Below are 25,155 nucleotides of genomic sequence, written 5' to 3'. Positions count from 1 at the left end.
CGAGATGGCAAACTCTTGGAACCTTATGAATTCTCGATGTCCACAACTCGCCATGAGTGCAACCGAAGCGCGCGACTCGTCTGTGTCGCGCCGTTGGCCGGCGCGTTGGCTTGCCGCCTGGCGGACACCTTCAAAAAGAGTCCTATTGAGGCGCACTCCCGATACTTCGCGGCAAGCCCTGCCGCTCCACGTTTCTCGTATTCGCGCAGACGCCCTTTTAAATGGCGCTCTGCTCTTCACAGTTCTCAGCTTTATTGGCAATATCACCGCTGCTTCTCAACTCGATGCGCGCGGCGCTCAGTTCATCGGTTTCCACCGGTTTGGCAGCTTCGAAAAGACCCGTGGCGTCAAAATTGGCGAGCTTGTCCTCACGTCGCCAGTAATCGAGGCGCAAATCCCTTTTAATGAATTAATCACCTCCTGGAATGCTGATGCGCCGGACGGCACATTTCTAAAGGTGGAAGCGCGCGCCATCTATCTAGAAGGCGCAACCAAGTTTTACACGATGGGGCTGTGGTCGAGCAATCCGGCCCGCTTTCCCCGCCAGAGCGTTTCAGAACAGAAAGATTCCGACGGCGATGTTTCGACGGATACCCTGATTCTCAGGCGCCCGGCCCAGCGGCTGCAAATCCGGCTGACCCTGGGCGGGGATGACCTCGCTCGACCGAAATTGAAATTCCTGGGGATGTGCCTGAGCGATACCAATGCTTCTCCGCCCGCCCTGGCGGCGAACCGCGCCGCCTGGGGAACCATTCTTCCCGTGCCCGAGCGCAGCCAAATGGCTTATCCCAACGGCAAAGTGCTCTGCAGTCCGACCACCGTTTCGATGCTCCTGGCCTATTGGTCCCAGCGGCTGCACCGTCCTGACCTGGACCACAACGTGCCCGAGGTGGCCGACGGGGTCTATGACTCCCAATGGCAGGGCACGGGCAACTGGTCTTTCAACATGGCCTATGCCGGCTCGATGCGGCCTCTCCGCGCGTATGTGACCCGGATGAGCGACCTCTCCGAATTAGAGGGGTGGATCGCCCAGGGCATCCCGGTTGGCCTATCGGTCTGCTACGATCGGCTGCGGGGCAAGGGACCCGGTCCGAATGGTCATCTGGTGGTGTGCGTCGGCTTCACTCCCGATGGCGACCCAATCATCAACGACCCAGGGACCTCCAAAAATGTCCGCAAGATTTTCCCTCGCCGCAATCTCGTTTATGCCTGGGCCTATTCTCACCAGACCGCCTACCTCGTGTACCCGGAAGACTCGGAAATCCCCAAAGACCGCTTCGGCCACTGGGATTCCTGGACCGCTCATCAGCGAATCACAATTGTTCATCCGAATTGATTTTACCGATGAACTCCAAAAGATTATCAATTAAGCCAGTCAGTGGTCTTCCAGTAAAATGGAACCATGCGAACCCTGAGTCAGATGGAAACTGGTTGCTCGACAGGCGCGAGAAGGCCCGCTGCTGCCCACGAGCGTTTTCTTGGAATTGATATCGGCACTGAGACGGTGAAACTGGTCGAGTTGGCCTGCCAGCCAGGCGGACTGCGCATTGGCCGGCGCGAGGTATTCGAGCACGAAAAAAATCCAGGTCCCCGCCTCCTCGATGCGCTGCGTCGCTGGGACTGGTCTTCCTTCAGCGGCGCGGCAGTGACCGGTCGCTTTTCCAATCAGGTACAATTGCCGCGGGTTCCCACCAAACAGGCCCAGCTTCGCGGTTACCGGTTCCATTTTGGAACCAAGCCCGCCACCGTGGTGAGCATCGGGAGCCACGGCTTTTCTGTCCTCGAGATTCGGGACAGCGCTCCGAGCGTTTTCAGGGAAAACAGCCGCTGTTCGCAGGGGACGGGCAATTTTCTGCGTCAACTGGTGGAGCGCTTCTCGCTGGATGTCCAGGAGGCCAGCGCTCTCTGCTGCAATGTGCCCGATCCGGCCCCGCTCTCCGGGCGCTGCCCGGTCATCCTGAAAACCGATATGACCCACCTGGCCAACAAAGGCGAGGACCGCGCGCGCATCCTGGCAGGTCTGTTCGATGCGGTCTGTGAGAATGTCCTGGTGCTCATCAAGCCGGGGGTAAGCCCTCGCTGGGTTTTGCTGACGGGCGGCGTCAGCCGTTCGGCTCGCGTGCGGCGTGTTCTGGGCGAAGCCCTGGCACGGCAGCAAATGGAGCTGATTCCTTTCAGTGAGCCACACGCGCTGGACCTGGAGGCCCTTGGCTGTGCAGTCATCGCTTCCGAACAATCGGCCACGCTGCCGCCGCTCGAGTCTTTGTTAGCGCCTGCGCCTCCGCTGAATCTCGAACGGCTCCCGCCTCTTATCGAGGCGCTCGGGAAGGTTCAGCGAATGCCGGCTCGGCCCTGGGCTGAAATCGACGGCGAGGCGCGGCGGTCCGTGCTGGGGTTCGACATCGGCTCGACGGGAGCGAAACTGGTCGCCATCGACATTGCCAACCTGGAAACGCTCTGGGAAGGCTACCGTCAAACCCTGGGCGATCCAGTCGGAGCCGCGCAGGATTTGCTGAGGCGCTTCGTTGCCGGGCCCGCGGGCAAGTGCCCGCTCATTGGCTTTGGCGTCACTGGCAGCGGACGGGATATAGCCGGGTCTTTGTTGACCTCCTGCTACGGCAAAGAGGCTGTCTTCATCGTGAACGAGATCGTCGCTCACGCAACCGGTGCGCTTCATTACGACCAGCGAGTGGATACGGTTTTCGAGATTGGCGGCCAGGACGCCAAGTACATCCGGCTGGCCGAGGGGCGTATAATCGATTGTGCCATGAACGAGGCCTGCAGTGCCGGGACAGGTTCTTTCATCGAGGAACAAGGCCGCAAATTTCCCGGCATTCAGGATGTCACTCAATTGGGCCGGGCGGCGATGAGCGCGCCTTGGGGCATCTCGCTGGGGCAGCATTGCTCGGTCTTTATGGCGGAAGTCATCGATGAAAGTGTCGGAGCAGGCGTCGAGCCGCAGGCCATCATCTCCGGCCTCTATGATTCGATCATCAAAAACTACCTCAACCGGGTGAAAGGCAACCGCTCCGTGGGCAAGGTCATCTTTTGCCAGGGCATGCCTTTTTCGGCCGACGCCCTCGCGGCAGCCGTTGCCCGGCAGACCGGAAGCGAGGTCATCGTTCCGCCCAATCCGGGAACGGTTGGGGCGCTTGGCATCGCGGTGCTTGCGACCCGGGAACTCGCTGGGCTGAGCGGCTGTCAGCAGCCGGTCGCTGCTGGTGTTTCGCATTCAGCCGGTCGCCACCCTTTCTTCGACCCAAACCTCTTTCTCCATGCCAGCGTTGAAGAGAAGGATTCGTTTGTCTGCCGTGCCAGCTCCGGTTGCGGCGGGGTCGGCAACCGCTGCCGGATCGAACGCCTTCGAACAGTCGTCAACGAGCATCGGGCCAATTTTACCTGGGGCGGTGGTTGCGCCTTGCATGATAAAGCCACGCGCAAGAAAAAACTGCCGGACCTTGCCCCGGACCCCTTTCGCGAGCAGTCCGAGTTGGCTCAAAAGCTGGTGGTTCCTTTCTTGGGCGCCCGGGGGAAACCCCGAATCGCGTTGGCCGACGAGTTCATGCTCAAAGGGCTATTCCCATTTTTTGCGGCTTTCTTCCATCATTCAGGTTACGGCCTGGAACTGGTCTCGGGCAGTAACCAAGCGACTCTCAAACGAGGCATCCAGTTTGCCAATGTCCCTTTTTGCGCTCCGATGCAGCTCTTTCATGGATTGGCCGAGCGGATGGCCGAGACCGGCGCGGAGCGGCTTTTTGTGCCAATGGTCCGGAGCCTGGCGCCGGCCCATGACCAGCGGCGACTGGTGGTCTGTCCTATTGTTCAAGCAAGCCCGGATGTGATGCGCTGCTCGTTAAACGGCAGCCACGGACCTGCAGACCGCCTGCTCTGCCCGCTTATCGATTTCGGCCCGGGCGGGTTTGAATCTGAAGAGTTTCTGGCAAGCTGCCGGCGGCTTGGAAAGACGCTGGGGGTAAGTCAAAGAGTTTGGCGTAGCGCCTGGGCAGCCGGGGTGAAGTTGCAAAGGGAATTCGAACAGGGCAGCGGAGAGATTGGCCAGCGCGCGCTGGATTTTTGCCGGCAACGGGAGGTCGTGCCGGTAGTGGTTTTGGGGCGGAGCTATACAATTCATAACAAGCTCCTGAACTCGAATGTGCCGGCCATCCTGCGCGAGCAAGGCGCCATTGGCATCCCGGTGGATTGTTATCCGTTGGAACAGGAAGGGCCGCAGTTTGATGATATGTATTGGGCTTACGGCCAGAGCCTTTTGCGCGCAGCCCACCAGGTCCGGCGCACACCCGGCCAGTACGCCCTCTACTGCAGCAATTATTCCTGCGGTCCAGATAGTTTCAACCTGCACTTCGCGGCTTACGTCATGGAAGGAAAACCCTTCGCCATCATCGAAACCGACGGCCATTCCGGCGATGCCGGCACCAAAACCCGCGTCGAGGCATTTCTGCATTGCGTCGATGAGGACCGCCGGGCGCCTCACGCGGCCCAAAAACCAACCGACTTCGCCTCAATCCAATCCACCGGGTTGCGTCTGCGCGACGTTGGCCGTTACAACGGCGAGACCGAAACAATGCTCATTCCGTGCCTGGGCGCCACTTCGGATGCCGTAGCGGCAGTTTTTCGCGGGGTGGGTCTGAACGCCGAAGCCTTGCCGCCTCCAGATATGGAAGCGATGCGCCGAGGCCGCCGTTTTACCTCCGGCAAGGAATGCCTCCCCATGCCGCTGACCCTTGGCTCGTTGCTGCAGCGGCTGGAAAAGGCGCGCCCGGGCGAACGCTTCGTCTATGTGATGCCCAGCACCGATGGCCCCTGCCGTTTCGGTGTTTATAATCTGTTAAACCGCATCGTCCTTGAGCGCTTGGGCTGGAGCGACCGGCTCAGAATTTGGGCGCCGAAAGATTCTGGCTACTTCGACGATCTTCCCGCAGGCGCCGAAATGCTGATGGTCGCTGGCATCGTTGCAACGGATGTACTCTTTCAAGCGTTGCTGGATGTTCGCCCACTTGAACACGAGCCTGGCCACGCCGATGCGCTCTACCGCCGCTTTTCCTCCGAGCTTCTTGACCTGCTCGAACGGGCCGGTCGCGGTGACCTGCGCCTCAGCCCAGCTTTATGGCAAGTGGCGGGTGGACGGCTGTTCGGTATTCGCGATCTTCTGGCGCGCGCGGCCAAAGAATTTGCTGCCGCACGCGGTTCGGGCAGCCTGCCACGCGTCGAATTGACCGGAGAGATTTATGTCCGGGCAGTGGAGTTCAGCAACGACTTTCTGATTCAAAAGCTCGAAAGCCGGGGACTGCGGGTGCGCCTGGCGCCGCAATCGGAGTGGGTGGCCTACTGCGGCTACGTCGCCCGGCGCAGGAGCGGTCGCAACCTGGTGGCCGATCACTTTGCCGAATATATCCAAAAGCGCATTGAAACGCTGGTGCGCGCTGCCATGGCCCCTCACCTGGGCTGGCCTCGCCCCCCTTCGATTGAGCAGACCCTGGCCGCCGCACAACCGTACCTCAATCCCGAACTCGAAGGCGAAGCGGTGTTAACGGTGGGTGGCGCCCTCGAAGCTTTCCATCGCCGGCAGGTGGACGGAGTCATCTCGGTTGGCCCTTTGGAATGCATGCCGACCAAGATCGCCGAGGCGCAATTTCACTATTTAGCTGAGCGAGAAGGGTTGCTCAATCTCACTCTGGCCTTTAATGGTGACACCGTCTCTGGGGCCGCGCTGGATAACTTTGCCTTCGAGGTGAAAACCCGCTTCGCTCAACGCTCCGACGAGCTTAAGGAGACGCGAATTGCGCCGATTGTCACCAATGGAGCTTTGGTCGAAGAAACTCCTCATTCGCGCTAATTCGTGTCTCCAGCGCTCCGCATTCCCTGCCCCAAAGGCCCCAACCTAAGGGTATTTACGGACGACATGTTCGTTTTGTTAAAAAAAACTTTTTCATTTGACTTCATGCAACACTCTCTCCAAGAATTACGCTCGATTCGGGTGGCGGATCGTTTTCTTCAGCGGGATTCCCCATCCCCACCTCCTTGGCGAACCGTTGCCCGAATCCTTTTTTAATTTCTGTTCGCCATTCGGAATATCCGCGCTAAGCTGGAGCCAGTCTCCTTATGGGTATAATTAGCTTTTTTGCAATCTCCTGCTATCGTTCCGTGCTTTATTGCTTTCAAAGCGCCCGTGGCATCAAGACCGTTCCAAAAGGATTCCTGCACCTTGTGCTGGGGGCTTTGTTGTCTCTCGGGGTTATCGTTGCCGGCGCCGCCACGCCTGTGAGCGTGCTGACGCATCACAATGACAACGCCCGGACGGGGGCAAATCTGTCTGAACCGCTGCTGAACACTCAAAACGTCAATAGCAACGAGTTCGGCTTGGTTTTCACCCGCGTTGTTGATGACCAGGTTTATGCCCAGCCGTTGGTCATCGCCAACGTCGCTATCCCGGGCCAGGGCGCTCATAACCTCCTCATTGTCGCCACGGTTAATGATTCGGTTTATGCCTTCGACGCTGATAATGCCGCGGTGTCCACGCCCTATTGGCAGACCATCTTCATCAACCCGCCCGGCATTGTCCCTCCCTCCAATGATGACATGAGCGCCCTTGGCGCATGCGGCGGATATTATCGGGATTTTAGCGGCAATATCGGCATCGTCGGAACGCCGGTCATTGACGCGATTTCGGGCACGGTTTTTCTGGTGGCGCGGACAAAGGAATACGGGACGAATTTTGTTCAACGCCTGCACGCGCTCGATGTGGCGACGGGACTCGAACGGCCCAACAGTCCCGTCATTATCACAGCGAACTACACCGGCACAGGCGATGGGAGCGTGGGAGGAACCATTGCGTTTGACTCGGCCAGACAAAACCAGCGTCCTGCGCTGGCGCTGGTCAACGGCACGGTCTATGTCGCATGGTCATCGCATTGCGATAATGGGCCGTATCACGGCTGGCTCATTGGGTATAACACCTCGACGTTGCAGCAGACTGCCGTCTTCAATGACACGCCCAACGGCTATAACGGCGGCATTTGGATGAGCGGCCAAGGCCCCGCCGCCGATCCGAATGGCAACCTTTACATCTCCACAGGCAATGGATTGGTGGATACGTCCAGTACAGCCGATCGAGGCGAAAGTTTCCTCAAACTCACGCCCAATGCGGGAATGTTGAGTATTGCGAGTTGGTTTACGCCATATAACTGGCAGCATCTGGAGAATGGCGATATCGACCTTGGTTCCGGTGGGATGCTCTTGATTCCGGGGACAAGCCTGGCGTTTTCCGGCGGCAAAGAGGGAGTGGTCTATTTGGTGGACCGCGACAACATGGGGGGCTTAACCACGTCCACAACCACCAACGACAACATCGTGCAGAGTTTCAGGGTCACGACAGACGAGGTGCATGGCGGGCCCGTGTGGTGGGATGGACCGGATGCTTCATACGGTTACATTTGGCCCTCCTCGGTGTATTTGCAGCAGTACGCCTTCGACCGCGGCAAGGGCCTGTTTGTGCTGCCGGTTTTTGCGCAAAGCCCCACTGCCGCACCACGTGGCCAGCCGGGCGGCATCCTCTCTCTCTCGGCCAATGGAACCAATGCCGGCAGCGCCATCGTCTGGGCTGCCCACCAACTGACCGGCGACGCCAACCAGAGTGTTCGCCCCGGGATTCTGCGCGCCTACGACGCGCAGAACGTGTCTCGCGAACTCTGGAATTCCCAACAGGTGAGCGCGCGGGATTCGGTCGGCAATTTTGCAAAGTTTGTGCCGCCGACTGTCGCGAATGGGAAGGTCTATCTCGCCACATTCTCCGGGCGGGTGAATGTGTATGGGCTGCTGACGAGCCCGCCTTCCATCCTTCAGCAACCTCAGTCCGCAACGGGATATGTTGGCAACCCTGTTACATTTACGGTGTTGGCGGGCGGCACGGCGCCATTATCCTATCAATGGGACTTCAATGGGCAGCCGCTTCCGGGCGCAACGGCCAGCTCGCTCACGTTGCCCAGCGTCAGCCAGACAGCAGCGGGCTCTTACTCAGTGGTGATCAGCAGCCCATACGGCAGCGTTCTGAGTTCCAACGCCGTTTTGACCATCACTTCAATCGTCGGAGAAGGCGATAACTCGCTCGGCCAATTGAACGTTCCGACAGACTCGGCCCGGGCGATCGCCATCGCCGCCGGCGCCTGGCACAGCCTCTTTTTGCGCACAGACGGTTCTGTTGAAGCAGTGGGGCAAAACTATGAAGGCCAATGCACTGTTCCCTCATCTCTTTCCAATGTGATTGGCATCGCCGGGGGCGGTTACCACAGCCTCGCCCTGACCATTGAGGGCGCAGTCGTCGCCTGGGGCGGTAATTCCTATGGCCAGGCGACTCCCCCGCAAGGATTGTCCAACGTCATAGCCATCGCGGCCGGGACATGGCATAGCTTGGCCTTGCGCAGGGATGGGACGGTAGTGGCTTGGGGCGATGACAGCGCCGGCCAGCTCGATATTCCCTCGAATTTGACCAACGTCGTGGCAATCGCCGCGGGCGGTGATCATAACCTGGCCCTGCGCGCAGATGGGACCGTGGTGGCTTGGGGCGAAAACACGGATGCCCTCGCCGATTTTGCCGGCCAATCCCTTGTGCCCGCCGGTTTGTCCAATGTTATCGCCATTGGGGCGGGGGCTTATCACAGTTTGGCGGCGCAAGGTGGCGGCACTGTCGTGGGTTGGGGTGATAATTCCCAAGGCGAATCGCAGGCTCCTGCCAGCCTTGCCGGTGTCGTTGCTTTAGCCGGAGGGGGAAGCCACAGCGTCGCGCTCAAAGCGGATGGGACCGTTGGCGCCTGGGGCAACAACTGGAATGGTCAGTGTTCTTTGCCGGCGGTGACGAATGTGTTCGCCATTGCCGCAGGCCAGGCCCATACCCTTCTGCTGGTGGGTTCAGTTGGCGTTCATCCTCAAATCCTCCGAACCGTCCTGTTGGGAACCCAATTTGCCGTGCTCGTCCAAACCGTCGGGGGAAAGAACTACGCGCTCGAGTATTCTGCAACCTTGAGTTCCCCCACATGGCTGACAGCAGGCACGGTGCGTGGAACCAGCACGCCGCAATTGCTCATCGATCCAAACGCCAGCGGCCCGCGGCGCTTTTACCGTGTCCGACAATGGTAGGGATCTGGAACTAGCCGCAAAGGAACGCAGGGAACGCAAAGAACCGGAGAGCCTTCCGGGCATGCTTCGCGGAAACCGCCGGTCATCTTGAGATTCCTTCCGCCGCTTTCCCGCTTGGTTCTCGTTGCGTTCTTTGAGTTCTCTTGCGGCTAAAAAATCCGGTGCTCAGAGTGCGACCGCGACCAAATCCCCCACTTGCGTGGTGCTGTAGCCCATCTTGCCGGCTGCCAGGCTCTTTATCTTCTCCCGCACAATTTTGATGACCGCGTCTTCAATGGCCTTGGCGGCGGCGGCCTCGCCGAGAAAATCCAGCAGCATCTGCCCGGCGCAGATGGCGGCCAGCGGATTGATGACATTCTGGCCGGTGTACTTCGGCGCGCTGCCGCCAATCGGCTCGAACATGCTGGTCCCCTGCGGATTGATATTTCCGCCCGCGGCAATGCCCATGCCCCCCTGGACCATCGCCCCCAAATCCGTAATGATATCGCCGAACATATTGTCCGTCACAATCACATCGAACCATTCCGGGTTTTTGACAAACCACATCGTGGTGGCATCGACGTGCGCATAATCGCGCTTGATATCTTTGAAATCGGCTTCTCCGATTTCGTGAAACGCCCGCTCCCACAGGTCGAACGCGTAGGTCAGCACATTGGTTTTACCTGAAAGAGTCAGCTTCTTGTCTTTGTTCCTCTTGCGGGCATACTCGAAGGCATAGCGCAGGCAACGCTCGACGCCGCGCCGCGTATTGACGCTTTCCTGCAGAGCCACTTCGTTCGCAGTCCCTTTAAAGACAAACCCGCCCGCCCCGGTATAAAGCCCCTCGTTATTTTCGCGAACGACCACAAAATCGATGTCTGAAGGCTTCTTATCCTTCAACGGACAGAACCGCTCGTCATAAAGCTTTACAGGTCGCAGGTTAATGTACTGTTCGAGCTCGAATCGAGCGCGCAGCAGGATGCCTTTTTCAAGGATGCCCGGCTTGACGTTGGGATGGCCAATAGCCCCCAGGAGAATCGCCGGGAATTTACGCAACTCGTCCAGAACACTATCGGGCAGCACTTCGCCGGTCCGCAGGTAGCGGTCGCCGCCCAGGTCATAATGGGTGAAATTGAGCTTGAGATTAAACTTCCCGGCGGCTGTTTCGAGGACCTTGACCGCCTCACGGACCACCTCCGGGCCGGTGCCATCGCCGCCAATGACTGCAATGTTGTAGTTCTTCATGATATAGGTCGCATCCGGCCTGAGTTTTGCCGGCAAGGGGCAGATGCTAAGGATTCAAACGCTCGTCGCAATGGAAATTAATGAGGTTTTGTGAGAAATGGCCCTAAAGCCCGAATTCGCAGGCTAAATCTTCCAGACAGGAATTTGCCTCTCACGAGCTCCGCCTTCAGTCTGATTTAACTCCTGCTGATAAGGCTTTGGTCAGACGGAACCGCGACCACAAACCTCACCGTGATCTTCCAGCCCTTTAACACAAATCCGCCAATCTCACGTCCTTGAACTCTAGGTCCATGTGGTTCACGCCACGCTCGCGGAGAAGCGCCCATCAGCCCATGGAGGAGGGGTCTCGAGGCGGAAAAGCATTTCGCCCGCCTTGGGCACCAACAGGATGCCTTCCTCCTCGCGATTGGTGAAGTCCCCCGTATGAATGCTCTGCGGATGGCGATAGCCCAGGTTCAGGCGCCGACATTGCTCCTCTGGGATTTGACTGGCCAAGGTCACTCGCGCGCGGCATTCCTCAACTCCATTTTCGAAAGTGCCGAGGCCTCTGACGTGTGTCGAGTGGGCCAGAACGCCCCAAGGGACGTCTTTAAACCTATCCCACTGTTTCAGGAAGTAATCGCGACAATGGTAACCGATTGCTTCGATATGCTGGCCATGGCTGACAGAGACCTCTTTGAGATGAGGCGCATAAATGATCAGTTCACCCCCATCGGCCAGGACCGGCTCAAGTTTGTACATGCACTTGCCGGCCGTCCACAGCTCGTCGTACATCGGCGGGGCGCAGGAAAGGATCGTGTGAAAGGCCTTGAGTTTGCGGGTTATGTGGATTTGGTTGGAAAGGTCGCTCGCCTGGTCCCAAGCCTGCTCGGGTGTGCCGGCAAAAAGTCCTGCCAGATTCTTCTGCTCATCTACCACCAGGCAAAAACAGAGCTTATCCACCTTCACCATCGCCCCAGCCCGATCGACCACTTTCCTCACGGGGGTCCATTTGTTGCCAATAATCATCGGATTGGTCACCACTGCCCCGAGCCAATGGAAAAAGTTCAGAATCTGCGGCCCTCCTACGCCGGGAAAGAGGTACTTGTTGCCACCGGAAAACCCCACCACCTCGTGCGGAAAAACCGGGCCAGCTATGATCACCTGGTCGTACTCGAAGAGCATGCGGTTGATTTCCACGGGAACGTCCATCGCGAACAGGCCGCCCGTGAGCCGGCTGATTTCTTCGGCGGGGATCGTGCCGATTTGCTTTAAGGCAGCAGGTGAATCCCATGCATGATTAAAGAATTTGACCTGGCGGTATTGGTCCAGTCTCTCGTGCTCGGAGATTTCGAGCCGGCGGCGAATGGCCGCTTCGCTCATGGGCCGATGGGTGCCGAGGGCCACCAGCACGTCGAATGCCTTTGTGACACCGGCGATTTGTTCGTGCAAGCTGCGGAACACCAGTCCAATCGGGGCGGTGCGCGTGCCATCCGGAATAATGAGCAGAATACGTTTGCCGCTGCAGGCCGCTGTTGGGCAGGCGCGGGCAATAATCTCGCGGGCATGGGAAGGGCTGAGCTGCGGAACGGTTTCTTTCATGACACCTCCACTCTAAATCGTCTGCGCCAAAAATCCCCCATCCACCCGGATATCGGTTCCGGTGACAAAGCTGCTGGCTTTCTGGCTGGCCAGAAAGAGGGCTGCTCCAATCAGTTCGCGCGGCTCACCAAAGCGGGCCATGGGTGTATGCGCCCAAATGGCCTGTGTTCGGGCGCTGGGCGAGCCGTCCGCGTTGAAGAGGAGTTTGCGATTTTGCTCAGCGGGGAAAAACCCTGGGGTAATTGAATTGACGCGGACATTGCTCGACGCCCATTCACGCGCCAGGAAGAGTGTCAGGTTGAGCAATGCCGCTTTGGCCGCCGAATACGTGACCACTCGAGAGAGAGGGAGATGCGCCGAGACACTGCAGATATTGATGATGCTGCCCTTGCTTCGAGCGACCATGCCAGGGCCAAACTCCTGGCAGGGCAACAAGGCGCCGCCGACCAAATTCAAATCGAAACTCGCTTGCCAATCACTTAAGCCAATCTGTTCGAAACGACGCTCCGAGGTGACTGTGACCTTGGGGTCATTGCCTCCAGCCGCATTCACAAGGATTGTGGGGGGGCCAAAACCATCTTGCACCACTTGATGCGCGGCTTGGAGGCTGCTCTTCTGGACTGCATCGGCGGGCACGAATATCGCCCGCCCGCCTTTGTCCTGGATGCTCTTGGCCCGGGCTCGCCCGCGCTCCGCGTGGCGACCCAGCACGGCGACCGCTGCTCCCGCCTCAGCCAGACCCTGGGCCAGTTCACCGCCCAGCGCGCCGGTCGCGCCAATAACAACGGCGACTTCAGCCGACAAATCAAACAGGTCACCTGGTTTCATGGCGGATGAATTCTGCGCCAAAGCCCGAGGGCACAGAAGAAAAAAAACACAAAGCACCGTTGCAACCTTGCAACCGTTGAATCTTCTGGCCAGCGACAGGAGCATCAGCTAGCTTCCTTGACGATGATGGACTTTTTACCAAAGCCCGAGGTGATCCTCACGCACGAGAGCGATCTGGATGGGTTGGTGGCGGGAGTGCTCTTGCAGCGGCTGGCCAAAAAGCTGTTCCATGCGTCCGTGCGCCTGGAGGCCTGCAATTACAATTACTGGCGCCAACGCGACCTGCGGGAAAAATCCGGGTGGATTACCGACCTCACCTTCGAACCGCGCCTGGACCGCTCGAACTGGCTGATCATCGATCATCATGTGACCGATGCGGCCCCCAAAACCGCCACGCTAATTCATGACGTCAACAAATCCGCCGGCCTGCTCTGCTACGAGATTTGCCGGCATCACGGCCTGGCTACTCCTGCCCTGGACCGGTTGGTGCATCTTAACAATGTTGCCGACCTGTTCCTAGAAGATGACCCCGACTTCGTTCTCGCCTGCGATTACGCGAACATGGTCAAAATCTATCAGTTCTGGAATTTATACACTTTAGTCGAGGGAGAGATCGAGCGACTGCTGGACCATCCGTTGCTCGAAGTCATGGCCGTTAAGCGCCGCGTGGAAGACCCGCTCGGGTTTGCCTGGAGCAAAGATAACATTACCGAGATTAGTCCCGGCATTGGCTTCGTCGATACCGTTGTTGGCAATAATAATCTGATCGTTCACCAATTGCTCGAGCGGCAGGCCACGCAATATCCTGTGTTGCTGACGCTCTTTAAGCGAGGCACCGGGGTCATTATTGCCAGCTTGCGCAGCCGCAACGGCGAGGCCCTCAAGATAGCCGAAAGGCTCCAGGGCGGCGGACACGCCAATGCCAGCGGGGCCTCGCTGCCGCGCTCGGTTAAAACGATTGCCGATGCAGTCCATTACCTGCGCCAGGTTCTTGGCCCGAAAAAGGAGACTGAGATCAACAGTCTCGAGAGCCTGTTTGCCTCTGTGGAAAGCCCCCAGAAGTAGGCGCCATGAGCCAATTAGCAACACCGCCTCCCATAACGCCTGCCCGCCTCGATGGCCGTCAGCCAAATCAGTTGCGGCCTCTGCGCTTCCAAAACGACATCGCCCCCCACGCAACCGGCTCGACCCTGGTCGAGTGGGGCAATACCCGCGTGATTTGCGGGGTCACGGTCGAAGAAACGGTGCCGCGCTGGATGAAAGAACAAGGCGTCACGGGCGGCTGGATTACCGCAGAGTATTCGATGCTCCCCTATTCGACCCTGCAGCGCAAAGCGCGCGACAGCACCAAGGGAAAAATCGACGGGCGCTCCCAGGAAATCCAGCGGCTGATTGGCCGCGCCATGAGGGCGGCCCTGGACCTTGAGAAGCTTGGCAGCCGCACGATCTGGATTGATTGCGATGTCCTCCAGGCCGACGGCGGCACTCGAACTGCCGCCATCACGGGCGCCTATGTTGCCTTGCGTTTGGCTATGAAGAAGATGCTGGCCGAAGGCAAGCTGCTGGCAATCCCGATGCTCCAGGCAGTCGCGGCGGTGAGTGTCGGGTTGGTGGGGGAACGAGCCCTGTTGGATTTGTGCTATACTGAAGACGCTGCGGCAGCCGTCGATTTAAACCTGGTGATGAACGCGGCCGGTGAATTCATCGAATTGCAGGGCACAGGCGAGGAAGCCACCTTCAGCGAGGCGCAACTGGCGGAGATGCTGCGGCTGGGCAGGGCCGGCATACAGGAATTGCTCAAAGCACAACAAAGAGCGCTGGGCGAATGAAACGCATAGCGGCTTGTTGTCCTCAGGGACCAGCTTCCCGGGAGTGTTGCTATTAATCGACCTTGGAACTTAACCGTTCTGACCACAAAGGAGGCTGAGGAGGCAGTCGGGGAATTGCTGCAGACGCTTTTTGGTCAACTCCCCACTTCTTATACCGACGCCGAAACCGGGGCAGCCCGGGTATCCGTGTTTTTGCCGGCGAAACCCGAGCAGTTCCGGGCCAAACGGGCGCAGTTAAAAGCTGGTCTCAAGCACATTCAGAGTTGCGGGTTGCGCCTAGGCCCGGGAAGGTTCTCGTTGAAGCGAGTCCGGCAGGAAGACTGGGCCGAGTCCTGGAAACGGCATTTTCGCCGCATCGAGGTGGGTCCACGGCTTCTGATACAGCCAAGTTGGGACCACAAACGTCCGGCTAAGGGACAACAAGCCATCCAAATCGACCCCGGTTTGAGTTTCGGAACAGGGCGGCACCCGACGACCCGCTTTTGCGCGGAAGAGCTGGTTTTCTGGCGAGACGAGCAGCGAGCTCAATCCTTTTTGGACCTGGGTACCGGTTCAGGCATTCTGGCCATCGCCGCTGCCAAAGTCGGCTACGCACCTGTCGATGCAATCGACATTGATCCCGATGCGATACGCATCGCAACCACCAACGCCCTGTTTAACCGAGTAGCCCATTGCATCCGTTTTAGGCGCGAGGACATCTCGCAGCTTCCTCTGGTTTCGAGAAGGAAATACTCCGTCATTTGCGCAAACCTGATTTCCAACCTGCTGATCGAACACCGCGACCGCATTTTGGCACGAGTAGCCCCTGGTGGCCTGCTGGTCCTGGCTGGAATACTTGAAAGCGAGTTCCACCAGGTTCGGACGGCCTATGAGGCGCTGGGGCTGCGGTTCATACGCTCTCAGACAAAAGGCGAATGGCGCTCAGGAGCCTGGGCTCTGAAAAATCGAGGGCGCAGGACGAGGACGTGAACGTGGAGGAGAGAGTCCGTTAAGAATAAGCTCTAACTGACCTTCATGACTTCATCCTATCATCCTATCCTTCGGCACAGTTGCCCGGGTGCATTTCCTGGCGTAAGCTATTCGCCTTTAATGAAAGAAGAATCTCTAGAGCGCCCGTTGCGGGTTGGAATGATCTCCCTGGGATGCGCGAAGAACCTGGTGGATGCCGAGGTGATGCTCGGGACCTTGCTCAAGGAAGGTGTCCAGATCACCAACGATGCCCAGGAGGCGGACGTGCTGATAGTCAATACGTGTTCGTTCATCGACTCAGCCCAGCAGGAGAGCGTCGATACGATCCTGGAATCGGACGCTGTGCGAGAAGCCGGCAACCGCGGACAGGGCTTAGTGGTGGCGGGCTGCCTGCCTCAACGTTTCCGGGATGAGCTGCCCAAGCTCCTCCCCGAGGTGGATGCATTCATCGGCATCGACCAGGTTGCCGGTATCACGGGCATTGTGAAAGCGGCCGCGCTGCGGCGGAAAGAAAGGCTTAGACGCAAAGAATTGCCCAACAGCGCCGATGCGCCCGGAGGGCAAGCGTCTCGCCCGGTCTTTGGCGGCGAGACGCCGCCAAAACCCGCCGACGCTTCGGACCGTTCAACGCCCACCTCCCCTGCCCTGCTCTCGGTCACCGCCCGTCCACGGTACATCCCGGACTATGCCACCCCTCGTTTCCGGCTCACCCCGCGGCACTTTGCGTATGTGAAGATTGCTGAGGGCTGCAATCATCCGTGCAGTTTCTGCATTATTCCGCGCATGCGCGGCTCGCACCGCAGCCGGGCGCAAGCCGATGTGCTGGAGGAGGCCCGCGCTTTACTGACCGGCGGCGCGCGCGAACTTAACTTGATTTCGCAGGACTCGACCTATTACGGCCTGGACTTGCGCGCCAACCACAGCCCGGCTATCGCCGCCCCGGAGCGATTCAAAGCGGCTGTCCGCTTGCTCCCGTCCGAGGCGCCTACCCTCTGCAGTCTTCTGCGCCAGTTGAATGCGTTGCCCGGGCAATTCTGGATTCGCCTGCTCTATACGCACCCGGCGCATTGGACGGATGAATTGATACAGGCCATCGCCGAATGCCCCAAGGTAGCGCGTTACGTCGATATTCCCCTGCAACACATCCACCAAAACATGCTCGAACGGATGCGGCGCGAAACGTCGCAGGAATACATCGTCAAACTGCTCGAACGAATCCGCTCGGGTATTCCGGGCATCGCCCTGCGCACAACCTTTATTGTCGGGTTCCCCGGCGAGACGGAGGAATATTTCGAGACTTTGCTCGAATTCATTCGCGCAACGCGTTTCGAGCGACTCGGGGTTTTCACGTATTCAAAGGAAGAGGGGACGCGCGCGGGGCAGATGGCAGGTCAGGTGCCGGAGAAGACCAAACGCCGGCGCCGCGACCGGGCGATGGCGGTTCAAAGGCAAGTGGCGGCGCATATGTCTGGGTCGTTTGTTGGCCGCACGATACCCGTGCTCGTCGAGCGCGAGGCAAGCGCCAAAGAGTTGCACAAGGCGCAGGTTAGCTCCTGGGAGCACGGATTGATTCGCCGACCCGGGGAACTTCTTCCGCATCTAAAGGGAAAGTATTTCCTGGCGCGCGGCGAGGCCGATGCGCCGGATATCGATGGACGTGTTTACATCCGAGGGCGAGTCCCCGTCGGCGAGTTTGCCCAGATAAAGGTCATCGGGCACACGGATTATGATTTGATTGGGGAACCCGCATGAGCGGCCATCAGACGAGCTGGAAACGCTATCCGACAATGGCGGTTTGCGGCTTTTGCAGTTTTTGGCGCCGCCGCCTACTGCCCTGGCCTCCCGATGGCATTTGTGCCCCCCGGACTCGGCGAAGGGAAGCCCAGGAATGCTTTGGTTCGCCCCCGGCTGATGCCGGCTGTGTCTTTGGAATAGACGGTGACAAGCGCGAACATACCATTGGCCATGTGATCCGCCACGTGACAATGGAACAGCCAGTCGCCGGGATTATCGGCCAACATGTCGGCCACTTTCATTGAGGCTGGCAGCAACTCGACGGTGTCAGTTCGCCGTGTCCCCTCTTCAAGTACCCGCAGGCCATGCCAGTGCGGCGTGTGCAAATCGGTTTCCGCACCCAAGCCAAAGAGATACCACCGCACCCTTTCGCCCTCATTCATTTCCAGGCCAGGCAGGTTGCCATAGATATAGCCATTAATCGCATAACGCTGGCCCTCGTCCGCGAGATCAGGCTGAGGGCCAGACGATTTGAACCGTTTTTGGCTTTTCTCGACTGTCAGTGCGCTGATCAAGTTGCTCAACGACTCGCTGCCGCCCGCGGCCTCCAATCCTTCCTCGGCTTCTGTGTCCATCCCGTTTTCGTTGAAAATCATGAACAGAGCAGGCATTTCCCGATCCACGTCTTTGGGTGTGCCATCGGGTCTGGCCCGTTTGGGGTCCGTGACAATAATAAAGCCCACGAGGCCGAGGTTGATCTCGCCTTCACCGCTTACGTGGCTGTGATAGAGCCATGCCTTGGAACTGGGTTCCGTAGGAAGCGGCCCGGACTTCTCGTCGAGATACCAAACGTAATCGAACCGGGCATTTGGTCCAACGGCCGCCCCGAGCCCGGGAGAGGAACGCCCTTCTTTGTTTCTTGTTTGGAGCAGTTTTAACTGCCTGCTGTTACCGTAGTAGCTGCCTTCACTGTCCTTGTCATATTTGAGACCATGCGGGTGCATGGAAAGAGGCAAGGCAGCGCGGTTCAAGAAAGTGATCTCCAGATAATCTCCCACCACGCCCCGCAACACCGGCCCAAGAATGCCCAACCGCCGAGCCTGCGGCACGCGCTTGGTAAATGTGGCGTCTGTGTATTGGAAATAACGCACCTTGCGAATGAGATGCCGCGAAATAACATCCGCCGAGGGCGTGGCGCCACAAATCGGATCGGAGCCGATGGGCATAAAATCCCATTGGTCCGGCTCAGCGGCAATGTAGTAGTGGTGGGTCTTGGCGGGGTCGGGGATTTGGCCGAAATATTTGCCGCCCATCTCGCCCATGCTGGAGGTGACCGTGGGGTTGACATCATAGGCCAATCTTTGGCCAAGAGCCTCTAGAAAAACCAGAAGCCATATGAGGATCAGAACCAGTTGGATTGTGCTTCGAGATGACATTGAACCACAGGCCTTCACCTCAACCAACGCGAGAGCGCCAAAAGGCTTGTCTTCAAATGAGGAGCTTTGGAGCTGTAGCTACTTGTAAGCGCGATAAAAGAGGATGGGCGCGGTTGAATTGACGTTCGGAATTATGGCCGAGAGGTTGGTCAACGACACGCCGACCCAATTACTCCAGAAATTGGGAGCGGTTACATTGGTCGAGAATTGAAGCTGGTAGCTGTCGCCCGGGATACCATAGAGGGTCAGCAACCGGGCGCCGTTGGAGATGGAGCCCTCCAGCAGCGGTTGAGAGCCGATCACCACTACCCGGCCCGCTGAAGCTGAGGCGTTGGGCAGCAGCAGGCTTTGAGTGTTAGTCGCCTCGAATGAAATCGGAGAGAGGCTGATAAAGGCCGAGGGCAAATTCGATGCCACGTTAAAATTAATTCGCGCAATTTGCTGGTCGCCCACGAAGCTCTGGCCCGGCGGCGCGGCAAAATCGACCTGAAGCGTATGGGAACCGATGACCCGCAGGGAGACGGCGTTCAGCAGGGTTGCCGTGGGCTGAACGAAAAAGTCGCTGAACTCGGCAATCGGCATGTCCAGGATCAGGGAGAACCCGCTCAAGGCCGCTGAAGAATTCAGCATCACCGAAAGCGACCCGCCCGTGCCGGTGAGTGCAGCCGTCGAACCAAGGCTCAACTGGGCCAACAGCGGCGTGAGAGCGAGTTGCGATTCCTGGGCGACGAGGAAAACATTTGAGAACCCCAAAGCGAAGGGCTGTGAAAGCGAAGCAGGGGCGGCGCTCAGAACGGCTGCTGTGAACCCTTGATTTGAGGCGAAGGCCAGGTTTGTGGCACCGCTCAAAGCCAGGAGATCGTTTAAGTTAAAGAACGCCTGGTTCGTTGCGGCGCCATCCCCAACCACGGCGGCCAGCACACTGGGAGAATTTGTAGCGGAAATCGTGACGATACCGCCTTCAATATTACGGTCGTTAACCGTCACAACCACTTGGAGGTCTTCCAACACGAAGCTGGTCTGCTGGGCGGTGGTGACGGCAGGCAGCGGCCCACTCGCCGGCCAGACGGCGCTTTGGCCGTTCGTATTAGTCACTTTGAGCTGATAATAGTAGGTCGTGCCCGGGGCACAGTAGGAAACCCGGGCATACAAGAGGCCTTGGCTGGCAGACTGCTGGCGCAGAGTGCTTTGATTGAGCAGACGGTCATAAGAATTGGTCAGCAGCGGGTTTCCGGACGCCAGCGGGTAGTACTCGATCCCGATCTGCCCAGCAAGGTTCGTCGTGCCTGCTGGGTCCGAATAAACAGAAAGCGAAAAGGACTGTGCGGCCGAAACAGGGGATACCGCGCCGATAATCGAAAACGTTTCAGGCGTAACGTTGGCTGGCACAACATTGGTAATGAGAATCCCAGCCAAAGCTGAGGTGCTCACGCAAGAACAGGTCGACGCAAACAACGCCCGCCCCCAGCAGCCGGGCCGGCGCAGTCCAGACTTGTGGCCAGTTGCCACGCGATTCGGGAGCTTAAATTGGCGAAATGGCGCGCGCATGGATCTCTAGCTGGAAGGTCTCGATGGTTTATTGGCGCGGCGCGGGCTAAGGGCGCCGGTGCCGGAGCGCTCCAATCCACGTTCACCTTTTCGAGCCAAAACGGCCTCGCCTCCGGCCAGGATGGCATAGTGCCGTGTGCCGCCTGCTTTCAAGAGGCGCGCGGAGCTTTCAGCCGTGCCATCGGTGCTATCGATAAAAACTACCAGCGGCGCCTTGCCCGATGAGCTGGCATTCCTGGTCTCAGCGGCGGATTTCATCACACGGCACCCAGGAAATTCCAAACTCAAATCCGTAAGGGCTAAGGCGGCCTTGCCCGGTGAACCGGGAACCGAAGCCGCCTTTGGTTGCCGCCGCAGGTCCACAAGCACCACGTCGCCCGGCAATGCAGTCTTGAGCTGGGCGTAAGTGATATAATGCAGGGCTTCACGCCTGGCGCCTTGGCCTTTGGTGGTCAGCAGGTGCGCTTCTTCCCAAGCGGCATAACCGCCAGCAAGTGTCTCGGCATGGATGCCCGGCAGCTTGCCCAATTGCGCTGCGGCCCCCTCGGCAGCTCCTGAATCGTTTATGCCCAGTCCGCTGTCATAAACCACTACAGCCCCTAGGGGCGGTAGCTTCTTTTGCGAGCAAAGCGAAGCCGGAATGTTGATTGCCCCTGGGACATGACCTTGGGCGTAAAGCACGGGCGAGCGCACATCGATGATCGTCAGTTTTTCCCGCTGCGCGAGGCGTTGCTGCAACTGGGCCAGGGTGGCTGATTGAGCCTGTAAGGACGTGAACGCCCCCAGCAAAGAAGCTAACACCGCTCCGCCGGCGCACTCTGCCCAATGGCGGAGACAATTCTTGTTCTGATTTGAAATGTTCATGGTGATTGTGGCATAAAGCCGTTAATTGGAGCCGTCAGGTTCACCATCAAGACAGCGACGTTGGGAATGGTAAAATCATCACCTACAATAGAGCCGTTTTGCACCGTCGCCACGCGCCATCGACCCGATTGCGAATCCAGCATGCGTACAGCGGAGGCATTGCCCAGACCGAGCTGGCGCAAGAGGGTGTAGGCGCTATAGCCATCCGGGAAGGCCGTAAAGCTAAACACGTTTGCCCCGGCGGACAAATTGAGCGGTGCGCTATTGTTAAGACCCAAATCGAGCACCTGCTGCCGATCAAATTGCAGCCAGAGGAATAAGCCCGGTACAAGATTGAAATTCGGGCCAGAGGCAATGCCATTGTTCAAGACGGCGGTTTGGCTGGTGACTTGAGGGACCACCGCTGTGTATTCCGTCACCGCCTGCACCCCATTAGACCCCCACAAGGCGAGCAGACCGTAGGCATTGACCGCTTCGGTCGCCATGGCCGGGGTGACGGCGACCACATTCTTATTCTGGAACACCGGCTGTAAAGAAGGCAACGTGGCCGTGACGATACGGGACTGGTTCGAAATGGTTTCGAGCCAAACCGCCCGGTTATCGGCTAAGGTCGCCAAGGTTTTCATCGTAGGTGTGCGGGTAAGCGGTATGGCGATTTGGCTGGGCAGGTGAATCAGGCGGCCATTGCCAGTTTGCGGTCCGAGCGAATTCTCAGTGCAAACCACCCAGGAGCCGTTGATAACCGGCAGCATCTCGTCTTCGGGTGTGCTGGTGATGCGGACCTCGCCATTGCGAAGCAAATCGAAACCATAGAGGTCCAGTTCGAGATTGCGGGCGTCTTCCCAAACAATCCAATTGCCATCGATGGAGGGATGGAATTTCCCAAAGAGATTCGTGGTCAGCCGGGTTACCTGCGTTGTTTCGAGATTGGCAAAATATATCTCTCCAGCCCCCGGGTTGCGGAGGTCCTGCCAAACAACGCGCGCGCCCTGCACATCGGCATCGATTTCATCCTGAGTCGAAGGCGAAACGGCCAGGAGATTCGAACTGATAAGATTCAAGGCAAAGAGTTGCCAGTGGGCAGTGGTGCTTCCAAAGGCGCGGGATTGATAAACAACCCACGGCCAGTCAATGGCCGGGTTGATTTCGTCTGTTGCAGCAGTGCTGGTAAGAGCCTGCGGACCAGAGGCGCCTTCAAGGTCCTGCATATAAACATCCCAGTTCCCATTGGCTTGCTGTGCCTGCCAGACCACATAGCGCCCATCGGTCCTTGGATTTTCCTGGCTTAGAGAAGTGCGAGTGATCTGCTGGATTGCCGCAGTGCTGGTCAGGTCCTGGGCATAAATCTCCCAATTCCCATCGCTCTGGTCCTGCCAAACCGCCCAACGGCCCCGAGCGCGTGGGTTCTGCGGGCCACGCGTAAAATCCGCCAGAACGCTAGTGGACCCGGACCAGGAGCCCAGTTGAGCCAAGCCGACGGTGAAATTGGTGTCGCCAAGGGCATCGATCAGAGTGATTCGGACGGTGTACCACCCAGGAGGCTGGCTGACGCCGGCGCCGCTCAGACCGTTCCAATTATAGGCAACTGGACCGTTGACATTCGTGTACGCCACAGATAGCACATTGCTGAGCGCACTCAGGTCGTAGCCGTATATCGGGTTGACCGTCCAGGCAACCGTCGTCGGATTATTGGTAAGCTGGTAAGTGCCATTGATGTCGCCTAGAATAGCGACCTGTTGGGTGCCGGCCGGCAAGTTGGTCAAGACAAGTTGAGTAGCCACGGGAGTTGGCGCGCGATAATAACTATCGTTCAATGTCCAGCGGTAATTGGTCACGCCTGTGCCCCCCACGCTTAACAATGCTGAGCCTGACAGTGAAGGTGTCGAGGGTGTTCCAGCTATTGTGGTCGCGGGGGCGGCGGCATCCACTACCCAGCTCACGCTGACTGCATTGCTTGGGTCCAGGTAGTTCCCGTATTGTGAACGGCCCAACACCGATACCGTTACATTGCCCGGCGCAAGTCCGGATAGGTTGAGCGGCGTAGTCACCGGGCTCTCAGCACTCCAAGAACCTCCATTGAGCTGGTAGATGTAAAAGTCCACGTTTTGGCCGCCGATACTCAGGGACGCCGAAGTGCTGGCAGTCGGGGAGGAGGGTGCATTTGAAATGGTGGCCCAGCCGACGACGCCCTGGAAGATATCAATTTGAGCATTGAGCGCGGTCGGGCTAAGCGCCGGCTGGAAGGTTATTGGAACGCTGCCGGGCCGGATGGAGAGCGCACCGCCGGCATTGACGATGGGCTGGGATGGGACCGACACCGAACTGAAGGCCAAGGAGCCTGGGCCTGGCACAACCAGAGTCACATTATGATTTGTCTCACGATTGCCGCTGGTATCCTGGGCATAGAAAGAGAGCTGATAGGCGCCAGGGTCGGTGAGGCTGAACGGCAGGGCCACCGCAAAAGGCGCGCCTTCAAGGCTGTCGTAGATAGTGACCGGGCTGGCGTCTTGAGAAAGGAAATACATCTGGGTCGTCGGGGTGACATAATAAATGCCATTGGCCTGAGCCACGGGTCCCGCAAAGTTGAGAGTAGTGACAGGGGGCATTATATTTGGCGGGATATTGGTATAGGTAACCGTGTAGCTGTAGGGAGCCACATCGACCAGGTCGAAGATATTCAAATACGTATCCTTGAAGTTGGTAATGGGCTCGTAGTGGATGCTCGTCCAGTAATTGTTCGGGTTCAGCACCTTTCCATCGGAGCGAACGACCGAGCCGATGGGCAATCGGGCCTGGCCGAGGTCCGTCAGTCGGAGATAACCCCAGCCGGAGAGCGTGGCGTTCAAGTTGATCTGGAAAGGATTGGGACCGCCGACGATCGAGGCGTTCGTGAGAATATTCACCGGATACACCCCGCCCTGGCTTTCATAGAGTGAATCAGGGATGAGATTGTTGATGCTATCGAGCTTGCCGCTCGTATCGGCTAGGAAATCGCGGACATTATCCCGGCTAGGCTGATCGTCGAGCACCTCATGCAGAAAGAGATAGGCATTGACGGATTTAATCAAAGAGGTCTCCTGTCCACCCAAGGCGCTCGAGTGAGTGTAGGAGGCGCTTACGGAAAGAAACGTTCCCGAGAGCGTGACAATCATGTCCCAGGCGCCTTTGGCAGCCTGGCCGGGTTGAAGGGTCCCCAGGTTCACAGTCAGGTCGGCATTGGACAGCGCCGAATCGTTGACACGCGAGCCCAGGAGTTGGGCGACCAGCGGCGTGTTTTGCACGTTCGAGACGATCTTAGGTTGTTGCGAATCGATATTGACATTATTAGCCGGGCCGTAACCCACGTCCTGCACCAGAACACCGAACGTGAAGGGGATTGGGGCGCCCAGGCCCGTGAATGGGTCCATGCCAGTGACATCGCGCGGAGTGAAATAAGTGATCTGCAACTGGGCGTCGGGCATGACTGTAATGGGCGCGGGGCTGACGACCAGCGAGGCCGCTGGGATGGGCACACCATTAAGCTGTCCACTCAAAACGGCGCCCACACGGTAAACGGTCCCAATGGCCGCCGTGCCACCTGCCGTGACCGTTGGGATAATAAACCATCGGATAGTCGCCGTTTGCCCCGGGCCAATCGTCCCCGAGCCAGTGACATCCTGGATGTTGCCAAGCGTTGGGGGTTGAACAAAAAACAGGCTCGAGGAATCGTTTTGAACGCCGTTGGTGGAGTAGAGGGGATTTTCAAATGTCAGGTTCGCAGCGAAGCCCGTAATCGGGTTGTTCGGGTCATTGTCGGTAATCTGGAGCGTCGCCTCGAAACCAATGCGCTCGAGGGTCAGCCGCTGGGAAATGACCATCTTGATTTGGGAACAAATCCCTTGCTGTTGTTCCTGGGCCAAAGAAGAGAAGGCGAGCAGCAGACAGGCCAGGAACAAAAGCAGACCCTGCGGCTTAAGACCGCGCTGGCACTTTGAATTTGCAGCACGCATTTG

General features: G+C 58.4%; 14 protein-coding genes. 7 read left to right on the top strand and 7 right to left on the bottom strand.

Features of this window, described 5'->3' with window-relative positions; translation table 11 throughout:
• Window positions 1-52 precede the first annotated feature (52 nt).
• The 3 genes from VG146_05555 (at window position 53) to VG146_05545 (ending at window position 9,150) form a co-directional block, all read left to right on the top strand.
• Window positions 53-1,336 (top strand): C39 family peptidase, encoded by a 1,284-nt coding sequence (locus VG146_05555; protein HEV2391814.1) that lies wholly within the window; start codon window positions 53-55, stop codon window positions 1,334-1,336.
• A 66-nt stretch (window positions 1,337-1,402) separates the two neighbouring features.
• A complete protein-coding gene (locus VG146_05550) occupies window positions 1,403-5,854 on the top strand; it encodes an acyl-CoA dehydratase activase-related protein (GenBank protein ID HEV2391813.1) in 4,452 nt (1,483 codons plus the stop codon).
• Between the two features lie 266 nt (window positions 5,855-6,120).
• Window positions 6,121-9,150 (top strand): immunoglobulin domain-containing protein, encoded by a 3,030-nt coding sequence (locus tag VG146_05545; GenBank protein ID HEV2391812.1) that lies wholly within the window; start codon window positions 6,121-6,123, stop codon window positions 9,148-9,150.
• A gap of 165 nt (window positions 9,151-9,315) precedes the next feature.
• Here VG146_05545 and VG146_05540 read toward each other — a convergent pair whose 3' ends face one another.
• From VG146_05540 to VG146_05530, 3 genes are all read right to left on the bottom strand, one after another.
• Window positions 9,316-10,374, bottom strand: a complete 1,059-nt coding sequence (locus VG146_05540) for a 3-isopropylmalate dehydrogenase (GenBank protein HEV2391811.1) — start codon at window positions 10,372-10,374, stop codon at window positions 9,316-9,318.
• Window positions 10,375-10,671: 297 nt separating this feature from the next.
• Window positions 10,672-11,955 carry a lactate racemase domain-containing protein gene (locus VG146_05535; protein HEV2391810.1) on the bottom strand — a complete coding sequence of 428 codons (1,284 nt, stop codon included), beginning with the start codon at window positions 11,953-11,955 and terminating at the stop codon, window positions 10,672-10,674.
• Between the two features lie 12 nt (window positions 11,956-11,967).
• On the bottom strand, window positions 11,968-12,783 hold the full coding sequence (locus tag VG146_05530; protein ID HEV2391809.1) for an SDR family NAD(P)-dependent oxidoreductase: 816 nt from the start codon (window positions 12,781-12,783) through the stop codon (window positions 11,968-11,970).
• 123 nt (window positions 12,784-12,906) lie between these two features.
• Here VG146_05530 and VG146_05525 point away from each other — a divergent pair, with 123 nt between their 5' ends.
• The 4 genes from VG146_05525 to rimO all read left to right on the top strand — a co-directional run bounded on the left by VG146_05525 (window position 12,907) and on the right by rimO (window position 17,333).
• A complete protein-coding gene (locus tag VG146_05525) occupies window positions 12,907-13,848 on the top strand; it encodes a DHH family phosphoesterase (protein HEV2391808.1) in 942 nt (313 codons plus the stop codon).
• Between the two features lie 5 nt (window positions 13,849-13,853).
• On the top strand, window positions 13,854-14,612 hold the full coding sequence (gene rph / locus VG146_05520; protein HEV2391807.1) for a ribonuclease PH: 759 nt from the start codon (window positions 13,854-13,856) through the stop codon (window positions 14,610-14,612).
• Between the two features lie 51 nt (window positions 14,613-14,663).
• A complete protein-coding gene (locus VG146_05515) occupies window positions 14,664-15,581 on the top strand; it encodes a 50S ribosomal protein L11 methyltransferase (protein HEV2391806.1) in 918 nt (305 codons plus the stop codon).
• Between the two features lie 120 nt (window positions 15,582-15,701).
• On the top strand, window positions 15,702-17,333 hold the full coding sequence (gene rimO, locus VG146_05510; GenBank protein HEV2391805.1) for a 30S ribosomal protein S12 methylthiotransferase RimO: 1,632 nt from the start codon (window positions 15,702-15,704) through the stop codon (window positions 17,331-17,333).
• Window positions 17,334-17,407: 74 nt separating this feature from the next.
• Here rimO and VG146_05505 read toward each other — a convergent pair whose 3' ends face one another.
• From VG146_05505 to VG146_05490, 4 genes are all read right to left on the bottom strand, one after another.
• On the bottom strand, window positions 17,408-18,751 hold the full coding sequence (locus VG146_05505) for a multicopper oxidase domain-containing protein (GenBank protein HEV2391804.1): 1,344 nt from the start codon (window positions 18,749-18,751) through the stop codon (window positions 17,408-17,410).
• A gap of 78 nt (window positions 18,752-18,829) precedes the next feature.
• Window positions 18,830-20,182 (bottom strand): hypothetical protein, encoded by a 1,353-nt coding sequence (locus tag VG146_05500; GenBank protein HEV2391803.1) that lies wholly within the window; start codon window positions 20,180-20,182, stop codon window positions 18,830-18,832.
• A 123-nt stretch (window positions 20,183-20,305) separates the two neighbouring features.
• A complete protein-coding gene (locus VG146_05495; protein ID HEV2391802.1) occupies window positions 20,306-21,163 on the bottom strand; it encodes a rhodanese-like domain-containing protein in 858 nt (285 codons plus the stop codon).
• Window positions 21,160-25,152 (bottom strand): hypothetical protein, encoded by a 3,993-nt coding sequence (locus VG146_05490; protein HEV2391801.1) that lies wholly within the window; start codon window positions 25,150-25,152, stop codon window positions 21,160-21,162. Before VG146_05490 ends, VG146_05495 begins: the two co-directional genes overlap by 4 nt.
• Between the last annotated feature and the right edge of the window lie 3 nt (window positions 25,153-25,155).

The sequence above is a fragment of the Verrucomicrobiia bacterium genome, assembly GCA_035946615.1.
GTDB lineage: Bacteria > Verrucomicrobiota > Verrucomicrobiia > Limisphaerales > UBA8199 > DASYZB01.
Note: the sequence above shows the minus strand (reverse complement) of the source record. Positions and strands in the feature narration are given on the sequence as shown.